Origin of the sequence: Corynebacterium efficiens YS-314 (genome assembly GCF_000011305.1) — a bacterium.
In the GTDB taxonomy this organism is placed as follows: Bacteria; Actinomycetota; Actinomycetes; order Mycobacteriales; family Mycobacteriaceae; genus Corynebacterium; species Corynebacterium efficiens.
This window is the reverse complement of sequence record NC_004369.1, coordinates 2,488,696-2,511,469: the sequence shown is the minus strand read 5'-3', so window position 1 is coordinate 2,511,469 and position 22,774 is coordinate 2,488,696. Positions and strand designations below refer to the sequence as shown.

Genomic DNA, 22,774 nt, shown 5'->3' with positions numbered 1-22,774 from the left:
CGGGGTCAGGTCAGTGCTGGGATTCAAGGCGGTGCAGGATCTCGCCTGCGTGTTCCACCACGAGGGTGTCGGGGTCGGCCTCGAAGGCGGCCCAGTCGAGGGTGTCGGGATCGGCGTAGCCGAGGTTGTAGGCCGCGCACACCTCCGGGGGTACCTGGGAGGCCAGGGTGATGTTGATGCGCAGTTTCTCCTCACCGGTCTCCGGATCATAGGTGCCCAGGCCGCGGACGTGGGTGGAATGCGCGATCTCACCCCAGGGGTGGTCTTTGAACTTGTCCCACTGCTTGGTGAAGTAGTCGATGCAGTGATATCCGATCTTGCCGATGCCGGGGTGCATCTCGGAGATCTCGGTGATGTGTGGGGCGTAGACGATGATCTCGCCGCCGTCGGCGCAGACCGGTTCCATCTTGTACACACCCTTGGCTCCGGTCCACAGGTCCTCGTACATCTCCGGGACCTTGGACACGATGCGCGGGTAGGGCCGGTCCATCCATTTGATGTGGGTGCGTGACGCGATCTGCGCATTGGCGGCCCAGGCAGCCCGGGTGGTGCCGAACGCCACCGAGTGCAGGTTGGAACCACCCCCCTTGGCGGAGGTGGCCACATAGGTGATGGCGAGTTTCTCACCGGGGATCATGTCGGAGGCGGTGTCGATGAGCTGGCGCACCGGGGTGATCCCGAGGGTGCCGATGATATCGGAGGCGGTGATCAGTGCCCCGACCCAGTGGGAGATGTCGATGACATCATGGACTGAACAGCCGGGGAAGAAATACTTGTTGCCGCCGGAGAAACCCACCACCTCATGCGGGAAGACGGGGCCGACCACCAGGTTGATGTCCGCCTCCGCGACGATCTTGTTGATCTGCACGGCCATATCACGGTCGGTGAGGAGACCGCGGGTGAGGCGTTCGATCTCCGCGGCGGGCACGGTACCCAGCGTGGCGATGGCCTCTGGGTTCTGCCAGTCGTGGTTGAGCACCTGCGCCTTGGGGAAGCGCTCACCGATGCGGCCCGGGGGGACGTCGAGAAGCTTTGCGACGGCCGGCTCCTCCATCGCGGCGTGGGTACCCAGGGCGATGAGGATGGTGATGGACCCCGCGCGCTCCGCGATGGCATCATAGGCCGCCTGGATCATCAGGCCGTGCGGGCCGGATCGGGTGCCGTCGGGGATGATGATGCAGACATTCTTGCCCTCCACATCCACGCCGGACACCTGCTCGATGACGAAATCACGAGCCTGCTCGGCGGTGAGATGGCTGGTGGCACTGCCCAGCAGCGCCGCGGACTCGGCGAGACCCGCCGGGACGGGCAGGGTGAGACTTTCGTTGTTCATACCTTTCAGTGTTCTCGGTGGCCAGGTACTTTTCAACACCTTGCCAGTTGTTGCAGGCGGTGATGGGGTCAGCCTTCCTAACGATTGGGAAACATTCATCCGCTGTGACAGCGGGCCAATCCATTAACTTTGTTCTATGTGACGTGGTGTCCGCTTTTCGTTTCTGGTGTCCCAGCTCGCAGGGAAAGTGCGGGAAAAGAAGAAGAGAGGTGCTCTATGACCCACGTCCTCGTCCTGGCAACGGGTGGGACCATAGCGTCGACAGCCGGGCCGTCTGGATCGGGTGCCGTCGCCACCGAAGGTATCGATGCGCTCCTGAACAAGGTGGAGGTCAGTGGCATCACGGTGAGTGGACGCAATGTCCTCACCACCAATTCCTTCCTCCTGTCACATCGGGACCTACGGCTGATTGTCGAGGCGGTCACAGACGCGCTGCGGGACGAGGGCGTGGACGGTGTGGTGTTGACCCACGGCACCGACACCATGGAGGAATCGGCCTACCTTTTGGACCTGATCCACGACAGTGACAAACCCGTGGTACTCACCGGCTCCCAGCGATCCAATGATGGCATTGGATACGACGGGGATATCAACCTGGTGGACGCCATCACCGTCGCAGGAGCCCCCGAGGCGCGGGGACAGGGGGTCCTCATTGCATTCGCCGGTGGGATCCACCCTGCCCGTGGCACCCGGAAACTCCACACCATTGACCCGTCGCCCTTCGGCGGCACAGGGCCCCTCGGCTATGTCACCGGCGGGGCGGTGGGGTTTCACGCCACCGCACGCAGGGGTCCGGCACTTCCGCCACCCGACAGGGGCTTCGATGACACCCGGGTGGATGTTGTTGTCTCCCATCCCGGAGCGGACGCCACCGCCGCTCGGGCAGCGGTGGCAGCCGGTGCCAGAGGTGTGGTCATTCTGGGCACCGGTGCCGGTAACGGCAATCAGGAGATCCGGTCATGGGTGGCGGAGGCTGTGAGCCGGGACATCACCGTGGGGGTCAGCTTCCGCGCGGTCGGCGGTCCGGTTCGTCCGCTCTATGGCAACGGTGGCGCCTCGGACCTGGCGGACGCCGGTGCCCTGTTACTGGGTGACCTGCCGTGGCCCCAGGCCCGGATCCTGCTCGCCCATCTGATCTCCATTCACGGCATCGTGTCCTCGTCGATGGTGGCTCCCTATATCTGATCGGTTATCCACTTCCCACTACAGAAAGGCTCCACTCATGTCCAAGAAGATCACCATTGCATTCGGTGTCGATGTCGATGCCGTCGGCGGCTGGCTCGGTTCCTACGGCGGTGAGGACTCACCCGGTGATATCTCGCGGGGAATGTTCGCCGGCGAAATCGGGATCCCACGCCTGGTTGACCTGTTCAGGAAATACGACCTGCCGGCCACCTTCTTCTGGCCCGGCCATTCGATCGAGACCTTCCCCGAGCAATTCGATCTCACCGCCAACGAGGGTTTCGAGATCGGCGTCCACGGCTACTCCCATGAGAACCCGCTGGCCATGACCCGTGAGCAGGAGGAGGAGATCCTCGACTACTGCATCGAGCTGATCACCAGGCGCACCGGCAACCGACCCACAGGCTACGTCGCACCCTGGTGGGAGTTCTCACATGTGACCAACGAGCTCCTCATCGACCGGGGCATCAAGTATGACCACTCCCTCATGCACCGTGATCACGAGCCCTACTACGTGCGGGTGGGTGATTCCTGGACCAGGATCGATTACGACAAGCCAGCCTCGGAATGGATGAAACCCCTGGTCCGTGGTGAGGAAACCGACCTGGTGGAGATCCCCGCCAGCTGGTACCTGGACGATCTACCCCCGATGATGTTCATCAAGTCCAGCCCGAACAGCCATGGCTTTGTCAACCCCCGAGATATCGAGGAGCTGTGGCGGGATCAGTTCGACTGGGTCTACCGCGAATATGACAATGCGATCTTCCCGATCACCCTCCACCCGGATGTCTCCGGTCGGCCGCAGGTGCTGCTCATGCTGGAACGGTTGATCGATCATTTCAAGACGCACGAGGGTGTTGAGTTCGCCACCTTCGATGCCATCGCCGATGATTTCATCGCGGCCAACCCACGATCCTGATCCCGGGGACCTGAATGTGCGGAGCATGTGGAATCAAGGTGGACTGGGCCGGGCCGGTGGTAGCCGGGCCACTCCGTCGCAGGGACATCGCCCGGTGTATGACGGCCGTGTGCCCCACCGTCACCGTGGACGCCATTTCCCGGGGCTGGATGGTCAGGGGACGCACCGGGGTGACCACACCGGCATCCACCCTCGATGAGCTTTGCGACGCGCTGGTTCCACATGTCCGTCTCCCCGGGTGGGAACACCTGGAGGAGGCCCTGCTCACCGTACCCGCTCCGTCACGGGTTGATGCCCCGGAGGGGGAATTGGCTTGCCCGTCCATGATCCCGGAGGGGTCGACACCGGTGCTCGGTGCGGTCACCCACCTGCCGGGCCATATGAAGCTGGCTGCATTTGCCCTCGGTGTGCGCTCCTTCGCCTCTGCTGCAACGGTGGTCACCACTATCGACCCGGGCTACCACCTCGCAGCTCGGGGTGGGCATCTTCTCGGTATATAACGACGGGAAAGCCCCGGTGGTTGGGACCACCGGGGCTTCTCATGGTGACAGGGGAATGTCGACCGCTTCTAGACGCTGACGTTGAACACCAGCGGCACCAGGGTGTACAGCACGATCATGACCAGGATCAGGGAGATGACGTTCAGCCACACACCGGCCCTGACCATCTGTTTGATGGTCACCTCACCGGAACCGAAGGCCACGGCGTTGGAGGGTGTGGCCACCGGCAGCATGAAGGCGGAACACACCGCCAGGGTCACGGCGATCGTCATGATGAGCGGATCCACACCCACGCCGACGGCCACGGCCTCGAAGATCGGGAAGAAGGCGGCTGCGGTGGCGGTGTTCGATGTCAGCTCTGTCAGGGCCAGTCCGACGATGATCACCACGAGGATGATGCTCCAGTTGGGGAGGTCAGCCAGTCCGGAGACCTGGTTGCCGATCCACTCGGACAGACCGGCGGCGGTGAACATGGCAGAAAGCGACAGGCCACCACCGAAGAGCAGCAGCAGACCCCAGGGGATCTCACGCGACGCCGACCAGGCGAGCAGCGCCTTGCTGCGGGGATTCTCGCTGCGCTTTTCAGCAGGCACGATGAAACACGCCACGGCGGCTGCGATGGCGACCTGGGTGTCGGAGATCGACGACAGGAAAGGCAGGTATTCCGCGACCACCGGGATGTCCGCGATGAAGGGGACGAACACCCAGAAGAAGATGGCCATCAGGAAGATGAGGCCGACCCGCTTCTCGGGGGTGCGCATCGCGCCGAGTGCCTGGTATTCCTCACGGATCATCTCCTTGCCACCGGGGATCTCATCGACCTCGGGACGGAAGACAATCTTGGTCAGCACGAACCAGGCCACCGCGGTCATGACGATCGCCCACGGCACGCCAACCAGCATCCACTGGCCGAAGCCCATGTCGAAGTCCTGTGACTCCAGCAGGTAGGCCTTCATCAGGGCCATCGGGGGCTGGCCGATGAGGGTGGCGGTGGAGCCGATGGTGACACCGTAGGCAACACCGAGCAGCATGGCGGCGGAGAATTTCCTTCCGGTGGCCTTGCTATCGACCTTGCGCACCAGCTGGATGATGGAGGTGGCGATCGGCACCATGATCACCGCGGTTGCAGTGTTGGATACCCATGCGGAGATGAATCCGGAGGCGATCATCATGCCCAGGACGATCTGGGCGGGTTTGGTACCGACAGCCCTGATGGTCAGCAGCGCCACCCGCAGGTGAAGCTTGGACTTCTCGGTTGCCAGACCCAGGATCACGCCACCCATGACCAGGAAGACCACGGAGTTGGCGTAGGGCGCGGCGACCTGTTCCATGGTGCTCGCCCCGACGAGCGGGAAGAGGATCAGGGGGAGCAGCGAGGTCACCGGGATCGGCACGGCCTCGGTCATCCACCACAGGGCCATCTAGATGGCGATACCCGCGACGGCGCGTCCCTCAAAGGCGAGACTGTCGGGGAGCAGGATGGTCAGCACGATGGCGACTACGGGCCCGGCGAGGATCAGCCACCAGTTCCGGCCACCGCTGGAATCCATCGGGTCAACGGGTTGTGAGGAGGCGGTGGAGATTCTCTCACCGGTCGTCACGTTTTGATGTTCACTCATCGTTTACTTTCTGTGTTCCGAATAACTTCGGGACACGGTACAGACCCATCTCATAATGCGAGATTCGGAATGCTTACTATTCCCCCCGCTGGGATGGCCTGCGCTATTGCTTACCAAATCCTGAAATGAAATCAGCGGTCTGCTGAGATCCTCATGGGGTGTGCCCGAATCCTGAGGTCCGATGCCGGATCCCGAGACCCGGGTAGGGCATCGGGGAATTTTCTGCCCGGTATGTATTAGATGCCAATTATATGTAGCCCCTGAAATAAGCCCGCCTGTGACTAGCTATGACCTCCGTGAGGCGGCCCAGCGCAGGACTGAAACGGTTATCACCGTGATCAGACCGGTGCCCATGAGTGAACATGCCACCAGGATCACGAAGCCCACCCCCCACAACCCGGTGGAGTCAGAGGGCGCCGCAATCGCGGCGAATGCAGCGCCGAAGGCCGTGCTGAGGCTGATTGTCACGGTTCCGGCGGTCCGGGTCGCAGGGATGTTCATGCGATAACCCAGATAGGTCAGCAGTGCGGTGACCACCACGACATTGATGCTGGCCCCGGCGACCTGGGCATGCGAAAAATCATGGCGTCCGCCCATGACCAGCACGCCGTAGATCCATGCCGCAGCGAATACCGCACCCACCGTGAAACTGACCATGCCCAGCGTCAGTGCGCTCCCATTGCCATTGCCCGCATGCGGCCGCGTGGTTCCCATATATCCTCCGGGGATGAAAAATGTGGTCAGGTACTGGGCAGTGTAGCGGGGAGAATGCATCCCCGGGGAGTTTTATGTATTGCTGCATAAAGGCGTCAGGGGCACTCTCCGAAACCATGGAGAGTGCCCCTGAACTGGTGAAACTCTTGCGCCCCCAGCAGGATTCGAACCCGCGACCAACCGGGTAGAAGCCGGTTGCTCTAATCCACTGAGCTATGGAGGCATTGGACGGTAGCCAGGTCGGAAGAAAGACCCGGTCAGCGTATCCAAGAAATACACTATATAGGGTGCGTTTGGCAGAAGGTTATTGACCCTCCTGTGTGAAAGCCCACAAAAACTGCCCGTGGTGGAACTTTAGCGCACACCCGGGTTCGGCTACCAGCCGGATCGGCCGAGAAGTGAAACTAGGGATACCGGTGGGGGCGGGGTTACATTAGGGGGTATGGATGAGCAGGTCGCAGTCAGTGGCACTCCGGGGCGTTCCCGGGGTGCCTCTACCTCAAGTGCCCCCGGTGTTGGAAGTGAATTGAATCAACCCACCGTAAACCCAACCGCTGCTGATAAAGCGTCGACAAGCACCGCCCGCAACCGTCGGGTGCGGCCGACCTGGCCGCTCTACGTCCTCTTTCTCGTGGTGGCGGGCGTGGTCGGTGGCACGATCTCGTGGGGGTTCCTCTCGGATTCCCTGGCGGCCCTCGGTATCCCCGATCCCGGTGCCGTGACCACCGCCGGTCTACCGTCCCTGCGTGCCGCCGGGTGGATGATCGCGGCGTTGTCGGTGGGTAGTTTCCTCGCCTCGACGTTTCTGATCAGTCCGCGCACCGTGGACGGGGTCAATGATCTGCGCAGGGCGGTGCTCAACGTGGATGGCACGCTTGCTGCCCGCACGGGGGCTGTTGCCGCGCTCTGTTTCGGGCTGGTGGGCATCCTAATGATCCCGCTGGTGATGTCTGATCTGTCGGGTCAGCCCTTCTCGGTCGCGGTGCAACCGGCGAACTGGCTGGTCGCCTTCGAGCAGGTGGCGGTGGCCAAGGCGTGGCTGTGGTGTTCGATCTTCGCCTTCATCACCGGTGTCGGCGGGTTACTCACCCACCGGTGGTTGGCCCAGCCGTTGCTGTTCATCGGATCGATCGCCATGATCGTGCCGCAGGGCCTGGAGGGACATTCCGCGGCCGGCGGTAACCATGATTACGGCACCAACTCCCTGCTGTGGCATCTGTTGTTCATGGTGTTGTGGGTCGGTGGCCTGATGGCGCTGATCGCGCACTGCAGGCGCCTGGGGCCGGACCTGGATCTGGCCATCAGGCGGTATTCCACCATCGCCACCTTCGCGCTGGTCGGCATCGCCGCCTCCGGTGTGGTCAACGCCGCGATCCGTATTGAATGGTCCGACTGGTTCACCACCCGTTATGGCCTGATTGTGGTGGCCAAGACCGTCGGTCTCATCGTGCTGGCCGGGTTTGGTTTCCTCCACCGCGCGATGGTGATCCCGAAGATCAGGAGGGATCCCGGCAACTCGCGACTGTTCGCCAGCGTGGCCATCGTCGAGGTGCTGGTCATGGCGGCGGTCGTGGGCATCGCCATCTCCATGGGGCGCACCCCGCCACCACCGCCACGTGATCCGAACCTGTCCTACATGGCCATCGAGATGGGCTACGACCTCTATGAGGAACCGACCCTGACCTCGGTGTTCACCATGTGGCGTTTCGATATCATGCTCGGCACCATCGGCATCCTGCTCGCTGCGTTCTACCTGCGTGGCCTGTATGTTATGCACCGTAAGGGCAAGACCTGGAACCACCTGCGCACCTTCTGGTGGCTCCTGGGCTGTGTCACCCTGGTGGTCACCGTCTCCTCGGGTATCGGCATGAACATGCCGGCGACCTTCTCCATGCACATGGTCGCCCACATGCTGCTGTCCATGGTGGTGCCGGTGTTCCTGGTGCTCGGTGCGCCACTGACCCTCATCCTCGAATCGGTGGACCCGGGTGAGCCGGGCCGACCCACCATGCACGACTGGGTGAAGGCGATGGTGGACAACCCGCTGCTGGATTTCATCCTGCACCCGGCGGTCAACACCATCCAGTTCATCATCATCTTCTACGTCCTCTACCTCACCCCGCTGTATGACCTCATGGTCTCCGAGCACGCGGGCCACCTGATCATGAACTTCGTGTTCGTGATCTCCGGTTACCTCTACTACTGGGAGATGATCGGGCCCGATCCGACACCGGTGCAGCGCACCCACGTCTCCCGCCTGGCGTGGTTGACCTTCTCCATGCCTTTCCACCTCTTCTTCGGCGTGTATCTCATGCAGCTGCAGGAGATCCTCGCCGAGGACTTCTACACCCGCCTGGACCTGCCGTGGGAGGTCGATCTGGCCTATGACCAGCTGGTCGGTGGCGGTATCGCGTGGGCGTCGGGATCCTTCCCGCTCATCGTGGTCTTCGGTTACCTCTTCCGCGGCTGGCTGCGTGAGGAACGCATCGTGGAGCAGAAGTATGAACAGCATGCCGAGGAAACCGGGTTCGCCGACATGGAGGAGTACAACCAGATGCTCGCCCGCCTCAACCAGGGCCAGGACATGCACCAGGATTACTACGCTGCGGAATTCGAGACAGAAGGCGAACCCACCCGGGAACAGCCCAAACAACAAGAATAAGGGCGCTTGTCGACGCCCTGTCAAGCCCGCCCCACCCGCGCCGGCGTCAGCCTGTGGATAGACCGAAACGATCCACAGGCTGACGCCTGTGGTGTTTTACGGGGTGAGTGATTGCTGCCAGACTGCGCGGTGAAACCACACACTGACAATGAAAGGCACGACAACCATGTTCAACTCACCAGTCACCATCACCGGCCGCATCGTCGACGACCCCGCCTACCACCTCACCCCGGATAAGAAGGATGGGGTCATGCGCATCCGCGTCGCTTCCTCCCGCTCGTACCTCAAGGACGGTGAATGGAAGAACTCCGATGTTCTCTACGTCAACGTCGAGGCATGGGGCCGCCTCGGGGTCAACGCACACCAGGCCCTGCTCAAGGGCACCGCCGTGATCATCCAGGGCATCCTCTATACCAATAGGTGGGTGATCCAGGAGGGGAAGGACACCCCGGACGGCAAAGATGTCATCCGTCAGGACAACCGCCTGCGGGCCACCTCGATCGGCGTGGACATGAGCTTCTACAAGGTCGGTTACAAGGATGCCCGCCCGCAGCTGGCGAGCAATCTCAACGAGGTGGAGCTTGCCGACGGGACCGATGCCCACTATCCATCCTTTGAGGTACGCACTAGGACTGCCCGGGATGCTGCCCCCGCCGAGACCACCCAGGAACAGGAGAACCAGGAGCAGGACCGCCGGGAGCAGCCGGGAGACCAGCACCCCGAGCAGCACCCCGAGCAGCAGCCCGACCACGAATCCGACCGGGAGCATGAGCTCGTCGGCGCCACTGCCGGTGCAGATCAGGAGGAGGCACCGTTCTAGACGGCTCCCCGCTGGCCGGTGACCCCGGTAAACCCCCACTGCGGGTTGTCCGGTGTCGTCGGTACTGCGCGGTTCGCAGCCCGGTTTGATGTCCGGTTTTATGCGAGGTCACTTTCTGGGGCGTGCTCATGTAATCTGATGCGTTGAGTACTCAAACGCAATACGCATAAAAGGGGATACATTGGCCGAGTTCATCTACACGATGAGAAATGTGCGCAAGGTTATCGGTGAGAAGGTCATCCTGGATGATGTCACCATGGCTTTCTACCCGGGCGCCAAGATCGGTGTCGTCGGCCCGAACGGTGCCGGTAAGTCCTCGATCCTGAAGATCATGGCAGGCCTGGATCAGCCCTCCAACGGTGATGCCTTCCTTGATCCGGGTGCCACCGTCGGTATCCTGCTGCAGGAACCACCGCTGAACGAAGAGAAGACCGTCCGCCAGAACGTGGAGGAGGGTCTCGGCGAGATCTTCGAGAAGAAGCAGCGCTTCGAGGCCATCGCCGAGGAGATGGCCACCAACTACACCGATGAGCTCATGGAGGAAATGGGTGTGCTCCAGGAGGCTCTCGACGCGGCTGACGCGTGGGAGATCGACTCCAAGATCGAGCAGGCCCTGGAAGCCCTGCGCTGCCCTCCGGGCGATGAGCCGGTCACCCACCTCTCCGGTGGTGAGCGTCGCCGCGTCGCACTGGCCAAGCTCCTGCTCTCCGAGCCGGATCTGCTGCTGCTCGATGAGCCCACCAACCACCTGGACGCCGAGTCCGTGCTGTGGCTGGAGAAGCACCTGGCCGACTACAAGGGTGCCGTCCTCGCCGTCACACACGACCGTTACTTCCTCGACCACGTCGCGCAGTGGATCTGTGAGGTCGACCGCGGCAAGCTGCACCCCTACGAGGGCAACTACTCCACCTACCTGGAGAAGAAGTCCGAGCGCCTCGAGGTCGCCGGCAAGAAGGACCAGAAGCTGCAGAAGCGTCTGAAGGACGAGCTCGCCTGGGTCCGCTCCGGTGCGAAGGCACGTCAGGCCAAGAACAAGGCCCGTCTGCAGCGCTACGAGGAGATGGTCGCCGAGGCCGAGAAGTACAGGAAGCTGGACTTCGAGGAGATCCAGATCCCGACCCCACCACGCCTGGGCAACAAGGTCGTCGAGGTCGAGAACCTCACCAAGGGCTTCGATGGTCGCACCCTCATCAAGGATCTGTCCTTCACGCTGCCACGCAACGGCATCGTCGGTGTCATCGGCCCGAACGGTGTGGGTAAGACCACCCTGTTCAAGACCATCGTCGGTCTGGAGGAGCCGGATTCCGGAAAGGTCACCGTCGGTGAGACCGTCAAGCTGTCGTACGTGGACCAGAACCGTGCCAACATCGACCCCGAGAAGACCGTCTGGGAGGTTGTCTCCGACGGCCTGGACTACATCATCGTTGGTCAGAACGAGATGCCGTCGCGCGCGTACCTGTCCGCCTTCGGTTTCAAGGGTGGGGATCAGCAGAAGCCGGCCAAGGTGCTCTCCGGTGGTGAGCGCAACCGCCTCAACCTGGCGCTGACCCTCAAGCAGGGCGGCAACCTGATCCTGCTGGATGAGCCGACCAACGACCTCGACGTGGAAACCCTGGGTTCCCTGGAGAATGCCCTGGTCAACTTCCCGGGTTGTGCCGTGGTCATCTCCCACGACCGCTGGTTCCTGGACCGTACCTGTACCCACATCCTCGCGTGGGAGGGCAACATCTCCGAGGGCCAGTGGTACTGGTTCGAGGGTAACTTCGAGGACTACGAGAAGAACAAGGTCGAGCGCCTCGGTGCCGACGCCGCACGTCCTTCCCGTGTTACCCACCGCAAGCTGACCCGCTAGGGTCTGACCTCCGCGGTTCACACCACCCGCATCCATCTCCCCGCACCGGGGAGTGGGGATGCGGGTGGTGTTTCCGGGCCCGCCCGCTGGGCAGGTGACTATATGTCTGTGGTGAGTACCCGCTTGCCCACGAGGTCGGTAGAATGCTTCCAGACGCACGAACACCCCTATAAGAAAGAGGCCGAGGTTAAAACCATGGCAGCCAGCGAAGAGAAGAACCACCAGTCCCTCCACACCGCGGAGGTTGAGTTGCGTTGGTCTGACTTTGACCGTTTCGGGCATGTGAACAACGCCGCATTCATCGAGATCGCCCAGGAGGCACGCCTGGCCTTCGCGGAGGATCAGTTCCGCGAACGTGGATATGAGATCCCGGCGGTGTTCGTCCGCCACCTCGAGGTGGACTACCTGCGGGCGATCCTGCCGGACACCACCACCGCGATCGTGGAGACGGTGGTCACCCACCTCGGCAACACCTCCTTCACCACCCGCCAGGAGATCAAGGACCGCACCGGGCGTGTGTGCTGTGTGGTGGAGTGTGTGCAGGTCACGGTGAACATCCAGACCGCCGCGCCCCGCGCGATCAGCAAGACCGAGCGCAAGGTCCTCACCCGCGTCGCCAGCTCCGAGGTGCAGGAGAAGGAAGCACTCGAAGCCTAGTGGTTGCACAGGAGACCTTCACCATCACCGCCGGCGCTGCGGGGCTGCAGGCGCTGCTCGCGCGGGCGGTCGGCATTGACTCCGGGGCGAGTGTGCGTTTCCGGCAGCTCGACGAGGGCACCGTCGATGTCTTTGTCACCACGCCCTTCGATGTGACGGTGTCCAGGCGTGTGCAGGGTGTGGTCGGACGTGACGGAGCGACCGTCGGTGCGCAGGACCTGCTGGGTGCCCTGACCGATAACCGCGCGGAGATCGGTCCGGCGCGCGATGCGAGCTGGCCGGGGTCGCTCCCCCCGGCCCACGGTTTCACGCTTGTCGACGACATCCCCGTCACCGTGGTCCGCCAGCTCGCCGACCAGGGCCAGGCCCTGGCCCGGCAGTTCTCCGGACCACTGGGTCCGCCGTCCTCACTGATGGATCAGAAGGTGATCTCCGTGGAGGGCAATGGCCAGACCGCGCAGATCCCGATGCGGACCATCTTCACATGCACCTCGCTGGGCCTCATCCCGGGGTTCTCCGCACCGGATCATGTTCCACGTCACCTGCGGGTCTCGGTCAATGGCCGGTGGACCCGCGTGGATGCCCCCTTCGGCACCGTCTACCGCTCCACGGGTCTGGGCCTGAGCGTGTTCTAACTGCCCTAGAGCAGCACCCACCCCGCCATGGCCGCACCCACTGCGACGGACCAGGGCGGGGTCTTCCATTTCGCCAGCCCCAGCCAGCACACCGCGGCGATCGCCAGGGTGGGCACACCGGTGATGCCGTGGGTGAACACCGGATCATAGAGCGCTGCGGCCAGCAGGCCGACCACGCCGGCGTTGATGCCCCGCACCGCCGCCTGCAGTGTGGGCTGGGTGCGCCACTTCCCCCAGAAGTGCAGGCCAGCGAGCATGAGCAGCGCGCCGGGCAGGAAGATCAACACCGTCGCGATGACGGCACCCAGCACCCCGCCGTGCACGGCACCGAGGTAGGTGCCAAAGGAGAACATCGGCCCGGGAACCGCCTGCGCGGCAGAGTAACCGGCGAGGAAATCCGTCTGGTTGATCCAGCCCGGCACCACCACCAGCTGCTCCAGCACGGGCAACACCACATGGCCGCCGCCGAAGACCACGGAACCCGCCTGGAAGAAGGCGGGGTAGAAACCACCGACCACGACCGCGGCGACCAGGCCAACCGCCAACAGTACCAGTGAGCCCACTCCGGCCCAGGCCGGGACCGGGCGGGTGCCGGTGGCCTGCTCCGCAGCCCCATTGCTATCGGATCGCAGCAGCACCGCCCCCACCACACCGGCGACCACGATGATCAGCAGGTGCGTGATGGTGGAGGGCAACGCCAGCACCGCGATGCCGGCGGCGACGGCGATGCTGGCGGTGATCGCGGTGGAGGCCATGGACCGGGCCATGCCGCTGACGGCGTGGAACACCACGGCGACGGCTGCCGCCAGGAGACCCCGGGTCCAGCCGGCGTCCGGCGCGTCGATAAGCATCGCGAACGCGGTCATGAGGACGGCCGCGGGCAGGGTGAAGGCGAACCACGCCGCCAACAGCCCGCCAAAACCGGCGCGGTGATAACCGAGTGCCAGGCCGACCTGGGAGGAACCGGGGCCGGGCAGCAGCTGGCTGATGGCCACCACCTCGGAGTAGTCGGTGTCGCTGAGCCACCTGCGCCGCACCACGAACTCCTCGCGGAAATAACCCAGGTGGGCGGTGGGGCCACCGAAGGCCGTCACACCGAGCAGCCCGAAACTACGTAGCACTTCCAGGATTCGAGTCATGATTCATGACTCTAAACCCGATTGGTCAATCCCGCTGGTGGGGGTCCGGATTGGAGTTGATGAGCATATCGGCCGCGCGCACCATGTGATCCCAGATGGCGGCACGCTGATCATCGGTGAGGGTGCCCTCCTCCAGGCTGTCGAGAGCCCTGGTCATCAGCTCCAACCAACGCTCGGCGGCGGTGACACCGATGGGGAAGTGGGCATGGCGCATGCGCAGGCGCGGATGGCCACGCTGCTCGGAATAGTCCTTCGGCCCACCCCAGTACTGGACCAGGAACATCCGCAGACGTGCTTCCGCCCCCTCCCAGTCATCCTGCGGATACATCGGCCCGAGGATGTCATCGGTGCGCACCTGCTCGTAGAAGCGGTGGACGATGAGGTTGAAGGTCTCCTCGCCACCCACGCTGTCGTAGAAATTCTCCGTGCTTGTCATGCCATCAAGTCTAGGCCCGGTGCCCGCTGACGGAACCCGCGGTGTCCGGATTGTAGGGTGGGTTCCATGCCAGTCGATGCTCAGCGGGAAAACTGTCTCGCCTTCACCAACGTGACCGTCCGCCGGGGTGCCACCCGCCTGGTGGAGGACATCACCCTGGAGTTCCCGCGGGGTTCCCACTGGGCGGTGCTGGGGCCCAACGGCGCCGGCAAGACCACCCTGTTGAAGATGGCCGGCACGCTGCTCTACCCCTCCGAGGGGACCGTCGACGTGCTCGGCCACCGTTTCGGGCGGGTGGATACCCGCATGCTGCGCCGCCACATCGGTTATGTGGATCCGCGGCAGCGCCTGGATGACATCCCCGTCCATGAGGCCGTTCTGTCTGGCCTGACCGCCTCGAACGGTCTGTTGGATCGGTGGGAACCCACCCGGGCCCAGCTGATCCGGCGTGATGAACTCCTGGCGCTCGTCGGTATGGGGGACCGCGCCGACCGCCGCTGGTCCGCACTGAGCCAAGGGGAACGCGCCCGTACCCTGATCGCCCGCGCGCTCATCCCCTCACCCTCCCTGCTGCTTCTCGACGAACCATGCACCGGCCTCGACCTGCCCGGTAGGGAGATCCTCCTGACGGTCATCGACACCCTCCGCCGGGAGACGGAGGGGCTGAGCACCATCATGATCACCCACCATGTGGAGGAGATCGCGGCAACCACCACCGATGTGCTCATGATGCGTGATGGCCGGGTGCTGGCCACCGGCCCGGTGGGGGAGATCCTCACCTCCGGCAACCTCAGTGAGCTGTACGGCATGGATGTTCACCTGGAACAGATCCGAGGACGGTGGTTCGCATTCGGGGCGGGTGATGGGGCATGAATCTAATACCCGTGGGTTTGCCCTGAAATGGACAGCTTGGTCTATTATTGCCCACAGCCCCGCAGTATATTTCTTCAGGAGTTGATCCAGTTGTCCCACAAGCCCACCGACCAGGGTTTTTCCACCGCCTCGATCCACGCCGGATACGAGCCGGACGAATACTATGGTTCGATCAACGTCCCGATCTACGCCTCCACCACCTTCGCGCAGAACGGCCCCAATGAGCTGCGCCGTGGTTATGAATACACCCGTGTGGGTAACCCCACCATCACCGTGCTGGAGCAAACCGTCGCCGCACTCGAGGGCGCCGAGTACGGTCGTGCCTTCTCCTCCGGCATGGCGGCCACCGACATCCTGTTCCGCATTCTGCTCAAGCCGGGCGACCACATCATCCTGGGCAATGACGCCTACGGTGGCACCTTCCGGCTCATCGACACCGTCTTCGTCGCCTGGGGTGTGGAATACACCGTGGTGGACACCTCCAACGTTGATGAGGTCAAGGCCGCCATCCGCGACAACACCAAGCTGATCTGGGTGGAGACCCCCACCAACCCGGCACTGGCCATCACCGACATCGAGGCCGTGGCCAAGGCCGCCGAGGGCACCGACGCCAAGCTCGTGGTGGATAACACCTTCGCCTCCCCCTACCTGCAGCAGCCGCTGAAGCTCGGCGCCTACGCCGTGCTGCACTCCACCACCAAGTACATCGGTGGTCACTCCGATGTGGTCGGTGGACTCGTGGTGACCAATGACCAGCAGCTGGATGAGGAACTGCTGTTCATGCAGGGTAGCATCGGCCCGATCCCCAGCGTGTTCGACGCCTACCTCACCGGCCGCGGCGTCAAGACCCTCGCTGTGCGCATGGACCGCCACTGCGACAACGCCGAGAAGATCGCCGAATTCCTTGACTCCCGCCCCGAGGTGTCCACCGTGCTCTACCCGGGCCTGGAATCCCACCCGGGACACGAGGTGGCCAAGCGCCAGATGAAGCGCTTCGGCGGCATGATCTCCGTGCGCTTCGCCGGCGGAGAGGAGGCCGCCAAGAAGTTTTGTACCTCCACCAAGCTGATCTGCCTGGCGGAATCCCTCGGCGGTGTGGAATCCCTGCTGGAGCACCCCGCCACCATGACCCACCAGTCCGCAGCCGGTTCCCAGCTGGAGGTGCCCCGTGACCTGGTGCGCATCTCCATCGGCATCGAGGACATCGAGGACCTGCTTGCCGACGTTGAACAGGCCCTGGACCAGCTGCCCCAGTAGCACCCCCGGTTTCCCCCGCCCCGGAGCGTGACCAGCGCGCCACCTCCGGGGACCTATGCTGACCTGGTCCTCACCGGGGGCACGCAGGCTGGCCGTCTGGTTTCAGTTCCTGTTCTGCCCCATGCCCAGCGCCTTGACGGCCAGCGCCACCCGGGAACCCACCTGGAATTTACGGAGCATGGCGGAGACCTGCTTTTTCACCGCGGCCTCCGAGTAGTGGAGCTGCCGGGCGATCTGCGCGTTGGTCAGTCCCTGACACACCAGATCGAGGGTTTCCCGCTCGCCGCTGCTCAACTCCACACCGAGTGCCCTGGGTTGGGGAGGTTCTCCGCGCCGGATGGTCGCATCCACCAGACGGGACGTGCAGGATGATGAGAGCGCCGTGCCACCCTTGATCGCTTCCCGCACCGACCAGATGACGGACTCCGGCGGATCACTCTTGGCGAGGTAGCCGGCGCTGCCCGCAGCGAGCACACCGAGCATGGCCTGATCCGTGTCGAAGCCGGTCATCGCTATGAAAATCGGTGGGTTGTCCAGTTCCCTCACCGCTGACAACAACTCGATACCGCTCATGCCGGGCATGCTGAGATCCGACAGGATGACATCGCACGGGGTGTGCTCCATAAAGGCCAGTGCGTCCCGGCCGCCTGCTGCGGTGCCGACCACGGTGAGGTCCTCGGCCATGGAGAAGAACACCGGGAGGTTCCGGAGAATGGTGGGGTCATCGTCGACGATGAGGATCCGGTAGGTCATCGGCACCAGGGGCGTTGTGGGTTCCGGTCGCAGCTGAACCAGTCCCCGATGCTCTGGATGGCAGCTACGGGTTCGGTCACCACGGGAGCAGATACCGGGGAGGTGATAACCGTCACGGACAGCAGGACGGGAATGAGCATGTTCATGTTTCAAGGAGACCTTTCACAACAGGGATCGGGGTAACGGCAGCTTGGTGGTGGAATCATGTGGTTGGAATGGAGATCACCACCGTCCACACCCGCCCGCTGTCACTGATGTGGAGATCACCACGATCAGCGGCGAGATGACGCTGCATGGTTTCAATCCCAAGCCTGTTCGAACCCGTCCTCGCCTCCTCATCTGTGTAGGAGTTCTCGATGGTGATCTCCGTCCTCCGCGGTGAGCAGTCCGCCACGATCCGGACCTGCTCCTCTGGATCCCCATGTTTGGCGACATTCGCCAGTGCCTCGCCGAGTACCTTGTCCAGGGAGGCACTGATGAGGGGAAGCCCGGTGGTGCTTCCCGATCTGATGTCACAGTTGACGTCGAAACCCTGTCTGCGCAACGAGTCCGCTCCGTGCATCAGGAGGGGAACGAGTGATGTTCTCCCGGTGTCCGCCACCGCGTCGACGGGCGAGCTGAGATTGTCGATCAACATGCGTAACGACGCCAACGTGGTGCGCACGGCGAGTGCCGAGTCTGTCAGGTCGGCGACAAGGGCGGGATTACTGTTGGCGGATCTGATCCCGGCGGCTTCCAGCTGGACAATGACCGAGCTCAGACGTGTTGCGATGTCATCATGAAGGGCATGGGACAGCTCCTCCCTCCTCTCCCGGATTCTTCTCTGTTCCGCTTCCCGGGAACGGGCTACGGCACCGAACCAGCTGCCACCACCGAGGGGAAGAAGGAACATCAGGAACCCGATGAGAAAGGATTCGACATCGACAACGAACCGGCCTTCAGACGGTTGATGGAAACCGGACAGCATGGCCGTGGCCAGTGGGAGGAGGGCCCACCACCAGTGGCGTCGAAAAGCAAGGACCCCCACCACACAGGGCGCGATGAGGAACAACAGACCCGGTCGGGCATCGGCGGCCAGCACGCCGAGATAGGCAATCGCCAGCATGATTGCGGTAGCCCGGGGGAAATGGACGGACAGCGGGAGGGAACTCGCGATGGAGAGGAACAGGATCAACTCGATGCCCGACCACGTGGGTTCTTCCGGGAACCATTGGAGGGCGAAAATGAGGAAGGCGAGGAGGGCGAAAGCCGCCGTGAGCGCTGGCGTGCCCGGAAACCGGGACGTGGGAACGAGCCGGGACGTGCCCATTTCTTGCATTATCGTGATCCTCGCATTAGTTTTCACACTACCGCTGCCGCCTGCCCAGATCAGAGGTCTGCCGTGGCGGGTGAGCTGATCACCGGAAAGCAGAAAACAACAGGGAGAATTCCGATGACCAGCGCTATGTTACCGAGGACCTCACAGGCAATGAAGTCCCTCACGACACCGTGATGATGCGCGTCCAGCCGGGCCCCTGAGGGTGGGCCACCCGCACGTGGAGATACAGCCTTCAAGTTTAACTCCGTGGCCCACGTCATCAGGGGAATCGGATCGGGAAGTAGTCTTTCGGATACGGTGAGCGTAAAACGGTTGACTTATCTCCGCGGGGGAGTTCAGCCGTTCTCGGTGGATACCTGGGTATGTCCGTGGGGACGGCACTGCCATATGGGTTGCAGGAAATCAATGGGTTTCATCATCCGGTAGTCGAAGGTATACAGGTGAGCTCCGGAAGGCACAATGCCCTGGTGGAAGAGCTATGGTCAGAACTACGGGAAAACCACGGGCTTCAGGGGCATCGGTAGGTGAAGAGGCGGAGCCGGTAGCTTTGCACTCTCCACCCCGGATAGCGGATGGATGAACGGGATTATTGTGACACCCTCTGAAAAACAGCGGTGAGGCGCTGGTTTCGGAGGGAGCTCCGGGCCGGTTGGCTGCCACGTCTGCCGTCCCTGCAGATGATCGCATTGCGCATGTGAGCGCCGGGATGTGCTCACATGCGGTGGTGGGATCCCAGATGGGTCTCCGGGGTGACAGCCCGGGGAGAACACACTACAAGGAAAGAACACTATGTCATCGCCCAACAGCATCGGAGACAGGGAAGTGCATTCCTCCTGCACCCAGAACTACTTCGGTGGTCCGGGAATCCTCGTGATGCTCCTGGCCGCAGCCGTGCTCATCGGCTCCATCATCATCGACGCAACGACGGGCATGGAGTCGTCGCGGTACATCGCCACCGTTGTGGGAGTCGTCTTCCTGGCATCTGTGGCCTGGAAGGCGTTCCGCGCCACCCGCAGGGCTGATCAGCGGTAGTGCCCCGGCGGGGTGGGTAGCGACGTTCCCGGGCTGAAGGGCTCCCGGTGGGATGAGGTCTACAGCTCGGTCCGTCCTTCGAGGACCTTCTCCACATAGGCGATGCGGGCCTCCACGATGTAGCTGAACAGTTCGTCGGAGGTGGTGACGGCCTCGTCGACTGCCTTCCGGGTCAGAGGCGCATCCACATCGGGTTCCTCATCTAGCCACGCCTGGGGGACCGGCCGGAAGGTCTCCGCTCGGGTGTCTTCATCCCGACGGTCGTAGTTGTAGTCCGCGTTGAGGGCGAAGTTGAACAGGTCCGCCATGAGCATCTCGCGGATCACGATGGCCTGCCGCAGGGTCAACCCGATATCGACGAAGAACTGTAGGCTCTTCTCCACCAGGCCGATACCGATGGGGGAGGTCGCAGAGGTGGTGATCGTCTCGTCCTGGGCGACGAGCAACAGGCGCGGGTGCTTGCGGAACTGCTGCCGCAGTGATCCCCACAGCTCGTGGAAGGAGTCACGCCAGTTCTCGGGGTCCAGATCGGGTACCTCGAGCGCGTCGGTGAACCGTATCCAGACGCGGTCGATGATCTCCTGACGGTTGGCCACGTGGTTGTACAGGGCCCTGGGGGTCACGCCCATCTCGCGGGCGAGACGGTTCATGGTGACGGCCGCGAAGCCCTCCTGGCCGGCGATGGTGAAGGTACGGTCGATGATGGACTCAACAGTGAGGATTCGTTGTGTTGGCCGTCCCGGGCGACGACCTGTGGAACCGGTGACGGGGGATGCAGCGGGTTGTGAGTTTTCGCTTGGCATGACTCAAGAGATTACGCTGTGCCTACAATTAAATCCATAGGATTGAGATAATTAACATCACAGTCCCTACAGCTACACCTGTTTTTGGGTAGAAACTATTTTCTGAGGAGTAACCATCATGAGTGAAGCAGTGGCAGTGGTTACCGGGGCGACCGGTGGAATGGGCGTGGAGATTGTCCGTGATTTAGCCCGTGACCACAGGGTTTATGCGCTCGGTCGTAATGCCGGGGTGCTCGCACAGCTGGAGGGGATCGACAATGTCGTGGCGGTGGAGACCGATATCGTCTCCGATCTCCTCGGTGACAACGGGGCTGGAATCCCCCAGCTGCCCGACCTCCGGCGTGTGGATGTCCTCGTCCACGCCGCGGCGATCGCCCACAACCGGAGTGTGGAATCCGCCACGGTGCGGGACTGGCACGATCACCTGGATCTCAATGTGGTGGTGCCCGCGGAACTGACCCGCCAGCTGCTGCCGGCGCTGCGTGCGGCACAGGGACAGATCGTGTTCATCAACTCCGGTGCCGGCACCGGTGCCCATCCGGGCAACACCATCTACTCAGCGAGCAAGCATGCCCTGCGGGGCCTGGCCGATGCGCTGCGCAGGGAGGAATCCGTCGCCGGGGTACGGGTCTCCACCGTCAGCCCCGGACCGACCGACACCCCCATGCTGCGGGGCCTGGTGGAGGACAAGGGTGGTGAGTACCGGCCCGAGTGGTATATCGAGCCGGTGGAGGTGGCCCGCGCGATCCGCTTTGTGGTGGATGCGGGGGAGACCACCCAGATCACCAATGTGGATGTGCGTCCCCGGGTGGAGCTGGCCGACAGGAACTAACGCGCCAGGGCGAAGATCTCCGCATCCACCGCGGCAGCCGCCACATCGATGGCCTCCAGCAGCTGCTCCAGCTGGGTCTCGGTGGTGATCAACGGGGGTGCGATGTGGAAGCGGTGTCCGGAGACCATCGGCCACACGCCGTGTTCCTTGAGTGCGGCGGCACCGGCGGCCATGGCATCGGCGCCGGCGGGGGTCTTGGCCTGCGCGTCGCTGACGAACTCCAGGGCCCAGAAGAAGCCGATGCCCCGCACATCACCCACGGCGGCGTATTTCTGCCCGATCTCCGCCAGGCGGGGACCGATGAGGTTCTCGCCCAGGGAGGCCACCCGCTCGAAGATCTTCTCATCCTCATAGACCTTCAGTGCGGCCAGTGCCGGGGCCACCGCCAGGGGATGACCGGAGTAGGTCAGGCCACCGGAGTAGGCCTGGGCGTCGAAGGTGTCACGGATGGCGCGGGTCATCACCACACCACCGAGCGGGGCGTAACCGGCGTTGATGCCCTTGGCGAAGGTGATCATGTCCGGCTCGACATCCGCCCCGGCGTGCTCATAGGCGAAGAATTTGCCGGTGCGGCCCAGACCCACCATGACCTCATCGGCGATGAGCAGGATGCCGTGCTGGTCACACAGCTCACGGACACCTGCGAGGTACCCGGCCGGCGGGACGATGATGCCGGAGGAACCGACAACCGGTTCGATGACGATGGCTGCGATCATGCCCGGCCCCTCGAAGGCGATGGTCTCCGCGAGGTGGGTCAGGGCGCGCTCACACTCCTGTTCCTCGTTCTCTGCGAAGAAGGAGGAGCGGTAGAGGAATGGTGCCCAGAAGTGGTAGATGTCACCGTCGGTGGTGGGGTTGCCCAGACGACGGTGCTCACCGGTGAGCATCATCGCGGATCCGGTCGCGCCGTGGTAGCTGCGGTAGGCGGAGAGGATCTTGTTGCGGCCGGTGTGCAGGCGGGCCATGCGGATGGCGTGTTCGATGGCGTCGGCACCACCGTTGGTGAAGAACACGTGGGAGAACTCCCCCTGCGCGCACGCGATAATCTGCCCGGCCAGCTCGGAGCGGATGTCATTGGCGAACGCCGGGTTGAGGTTGGTGATGCGACCGGCCTGGGTGCGGATCGCCTCCACCAGCGCCGGGTGGTTGTGGCCCAGGTTGGCGCTGACCAGCTGGGATCCCATGTCGATGAAGGCCCTGCCCTCATAGTCATAGAGAATCGCACCATCCGCGGTGGCCCAGGCTTTCGGGGTGATCTTGTCCTGGGCGGACCAGGAGTGGAAGACGTGGTCCCTGTCCAGTGCGGTGGTGCGGGCCTCCTCCGCGAGGGCCTCGGGCGAACCGAATTCAATGAAATCGCCGTTGAAATTGGTGTACCCGGTGGGGGCTGCGGACATGGCTATCACTCCTGGAGAAGGTGGTTGGTTGTTGGTGGGGG

General features: G+C 63.3%; 23 protein-coding genes and 1 tRNA gene. 12 read left to right on the top strand and 12 right to left on the bottom strand.

Annotation, left to right across the window (positions count from 1 at the left end; translation table 11 throughout):
- Positions 1 to 10: 10 nt before the first annotated feature.
- Entirely contained in the window at positions 11 to 1,333 is a 1,323-nt protein-coding gene (locus tag CE_RS11665; RefSeq protein WP_006768364.1) for a lactate racemase domain-containing protein, read from the bottom strand.
- A 216-nt stretch (positions 1,334 to 1,549) separates the two neighbouring features.
- Here CE_RS11665 and CE_RS11660 point away from each other — a divergent pair, with 216 nt between their 5' ends.
- From CE_RS11660 to CE_RS11650, 3 genes are all read left to right on the top strand, one after another.
- Positions 1,550 to 2,518, top strand: a complete 969-nt coding sequence (locus tag CE_RS11660) for an asparaginase (protein ID WP_006768363.1) — start codon at positions 1,550 to 1,552, stop codon at positions 2,516 to 2,518.
- A 37-nt stretch (positions 2,519 to 2,555) separates the two neighbouring features.
- Positions 2,556 to 3,434: a polysaccharide deacetylase family protein gene (locus CE_RS11655; RefSeq protein ID WP_006768362.1), complete on the top strand. Its 879-nt coding sequence runs from the start codon at positions 2,556 to 2,558 to the stop codon at positions 3,432 to 3,434.
- A 98-nt stretch (positions 3,435 to 3,532) separates the two neighbouring features.
- Positions 3,533 to 3,934, top strand: coding sequence for a hypothetical protein (locus tag CE_RS11650; RefSeq protein ID WP_006768361.1), 402 nt, complete (start codon positions 3,533 to 3,535; stop codon positions 3,932 to 3,934).
- Between the two features lie 68 nt (positions 3,935 to 4,002).
- On the opposite strand, the gene CE_RS11645 is transcribed toward CE_RS11650, so the two are convergent.
- The 4 genes from CE_RS11645 to CE_RS11630 all read right to left on the bottom strand — a co-directional run bounded on the left by CE_RS11645 (position 4,003) and on the right by CE_RS11630 (position 6,490).
- Complete coding sequence (locus tag CE_RS11645; protein ID WP_006768360.1) at positions 4,003 to 5,355, bottom strand: SLC13 family permease; 1,353 nt, start codon at positions 5,353 to 5,355, stop codon at positions 4,003 to 4,005.
- Positions 5,356 to 5,553 carry a hypothetical protein gene (locus CE_RS11640; RefSeq protein WP_006768359.1) on the bottom strand — a complete coding sequence of 66 codons (198 nt, stop codon included), beginning with the start codon at positions 5,551 to 5,553 and terminating at the stop codon, positions 5,356 to 5,358.
- A gap of 285 nt (positions 5,554 to 5,838) precedes the next feature.
- A complete protein-coding gene (locus CE_RS11635; protein WP_049783620.1) occupies positions 5,839 to 6,267 on the bottom strand; it encodes a hypothetical protein in 429 nt (142 codons plus the stop codon).
- Between the two features lie 149 nt (positions 6,268 to 6,416).
- Positions 6,417 to 6,490: transfer RNA gene (locus tag CE_RS11630), tRNA-Arg, on the bottom strand.
- A gap of 219 nt (positions 6,491 to 6,709) precedes the next feature.
- Here CE_RS11630 and CE_RS11625 point away from each other — a divergent pair.
- The 5 genes from CE_RS11625 to CE_RS11605 all read left to right on the top strand — a co-directional run bounded on the left by CE_RS11625 (position 6,710) and on the right by CE_RS11605 (position 12,893).
- The gene (locus CE_RS11625) at positions 6,710 to 8,929 is read left to right on the top strand and encodes a cytochrome c oxidase assembly protein (protein WP_011075878.1); all 2,220 of its coding nucleotides are present in this window, start codon (positions 6,710 to 6,712) and stop codon (positions 8,927 to 8,929) included.
- A 166-nt stretch (positions 8,930 to 9,095) separates the two neighbouring features.
- Positions 9,096 to 9,749 carry a single-stranded DNA-binding protein gene (locus CE_RS11620; RefSeq protein ID WP_011075877.1) on the top strand — a complete coding sequence of 218 codons (654 nt, stop codon included), beginning with the start codon at positions 9,096 to 9,098 and terminating at the stop codon, positions 9,747 to 9,749.
- 181 nt (positions 9,750 to 9,930) lie between these two features.
- Positions 9,931 to 11,601 carry an energy-dependent translational throttle protein EttA gene (ettA, locus tag CE_RS11615; RefSeq protein ID WP_006768355.1) on the top strand — a complete coding sequence of 557 codons (1,671 nt, stop codon included), beginning with the start codon at positions 9,931 to 9,933 and terminating at the stop codon, positions 11,599 to 11,601.
- Between the two features lie 195 nt (positions 11,602 to 11,796).
- Positions 11,797 to 12,258: an acyl-CoA thioesterase gene (locus CE_RS11610; protein WP_035108867.1), complete on the top strand. Its 462-nt coding sequence runs from the start codon at positions 11,797 to 11,799 to the stop codon at positions 12,256 to 12,258.
- Entirely contained in the window at positions 12,258 to 12,893 is a 636-nt protein-coding gene (locus CE_RS11605; protein WP_006768353.1) for a hypothetical protein, read from the top strand. The genes CE_RS11610 and CE_RS11605 overlap by 1 nt, the downstream gene beginning before the upstream one ends.
- 5 nt (positions 12,894 to 12,898) lie before the next feature.
- Here CE_RS11605 and chrA read toward each other — a convergent pair whose 3' ends face one another.
- The gene (gene chrA / locus CE_RS11600) at positions 12,899 to 14,032 is read right to left on the bottom strand and encodes a chromate efflux transporter (protein ID WP_006768352.1); all 1,134 of its coding nucleotides are present in this window, start codon (positions 14,030 to 14,032) and stop codon (positions 12,899 to 12,901) included.
- Positions 14,033 to 14,057: 25 nt separating this feature from the next.
- On the bottom strand, positions 14,058 to 14,468 hold the full coding sequence (locus CE_RS11595) for a globin (RefSeq protein ID WP_006768351.1): 411 nt from the start codon (positions 14,466 to 14,468) through the stop codon (positions 14,058 to 14,060).
- 66 nt (positions 14,469 to 14,534) lie between these two features.
- On the opposite strand from CE_RS11595, the gene CE_RS11590 reads away from it, so the two are divergent.
- Together CE_RS11590 and CE_RS11585 are read left to right on the top strand one after the other, a co-directional pair.
- Complete coding sequence (locus CE_RS11590) at positions 14,535 to 15,341, top strand: ABC transporter ATP-binding protein (protein WP_006768350.1); 807 nt, start codon at positions 14,535 to 14,537, stop codon at positions 15,339 to 15,341.
- 27 nt (positions 15,342 to 15,368) lie between these two features.
- Positions 15,369 to 16,598 (top strand): cystathionine gamma-synthase, encoded by a 1,230-nt coding sequence (locus CE_RS11585; RefSeq protein WP_006768349.1) that lies wholly within the window; start codon positions 15,369 to 15,371, stop codon positions 16,596 to 16,598.
- A gap of 102 nt (positions 16,599 to 16,700) precedes the next feature.
- Here the strand turns inward: CE_RS11585 and CE_RS11580 are convergent, their stop codons facing one another.
- From CE_RS11580 to CE_RS11575, 3 genes are read right to left on the bottom strand one after another with little or no spacing between them, the layout of a single operon-like run.
- A complete protein-coding gene (locus CE_RS11580; protein ID WP_006768348.1) occupies positions 16,701 to 17,351 on the bottom strand; it encodes a response regulator in 651 nt (216 codons plus the stop codon).
- A complete protein-coding gene (locus CE_RS15380; RefSeq protein ID WP_006768347.1) occupies positions 17,348 to 17,497 on the bottom strand; it encodes a hypothetical protein in 150 nt (49 codons plus the stop codon). Before CE_RS15380 ends, CE_RS11580 begins: the two co-directional genes overlap by 4 nt.
- 56 nt (positions 17,498 to 17,553) lie before the next feature.
- The gene (locus CE_RS11575) at positions 17,554 to 18,660 is read right to left on the bottom strand and encodes a sensor histidine kinase (protein ID WP_162096721.1); all 1,107 of its coding nucleotides are present in this window, start codon (positions 18,658 to 18,660) and stop codon (positions 17,554 to 17,556) included.
- Positions 18,661 to 19,458: 798 nt separating this feature from the next.
- Here CE_RS11575 and CE_RS11570 point away from each other — a divergent pair.
- On the top strand, positions 19,459 to 19,701 hold the full coding sequence (locus CE_RS11570; RefSeq protein ID WP_006768343.1) for a hypothetical protein: 243 nt from the start codon (positions 19,459 to 19,461) through the stop codon (positions 19,699 to 19,701).
- A gap of 59 nt (positions 19,702 to 19,760) precedes the next feature.
- On the opposite strand, the gene CE_RS11565 is transcribed toward CE_RS11570, so the two are convergent.
- Entirely contained in the window at positions 19,761 to 20,504 is a 744-nt protein-coding gene (locus CE_RS11565) for a TetR/AcrR family transcriptional regulator (protein ID WP_006768342.1), read from the bottom strand.
- A 118-nt stretch (positions 20,505 to 20,622) separates the two neighbouring features.
- On the opposite strand from CE_RS11565, the gene CE_RS11560 reads away from it, so the two are divergent.
- Positions 20,623 to 21,336, top strand: a complete 714-nt coding sequence (locus CE_RS11560; protein ID WP_006768341.1) for an SDR family oxidoreductase — start codon at positions 20,623 to 20,625, stop codon at positions 21,334 to 21,336.
- On the opposite strand, the gene CE_RS11555 is transcribed toward CE_RS11560, so the two are convergent.
- Positions 21,333 to 22,733 carry an aspartate aminotransferase family protein gene (locus tag CE_RS11555; RefSeq protein WP_006768340.1) on the bottom strand — a complete coding sequence of 467 codons (1,401 nt, stop codon included), beginning with the start codon at positions 22,731 to 22,733 and terminating at the stop codon, positions 21,333 to 21,335. The genes CE_RS11560 and CE_RS11555 overlap by 4 nt on opposite strands.
- Between the last annotated feature and the right edge of the window lie 41 nt (positions 22,734 to 22,774).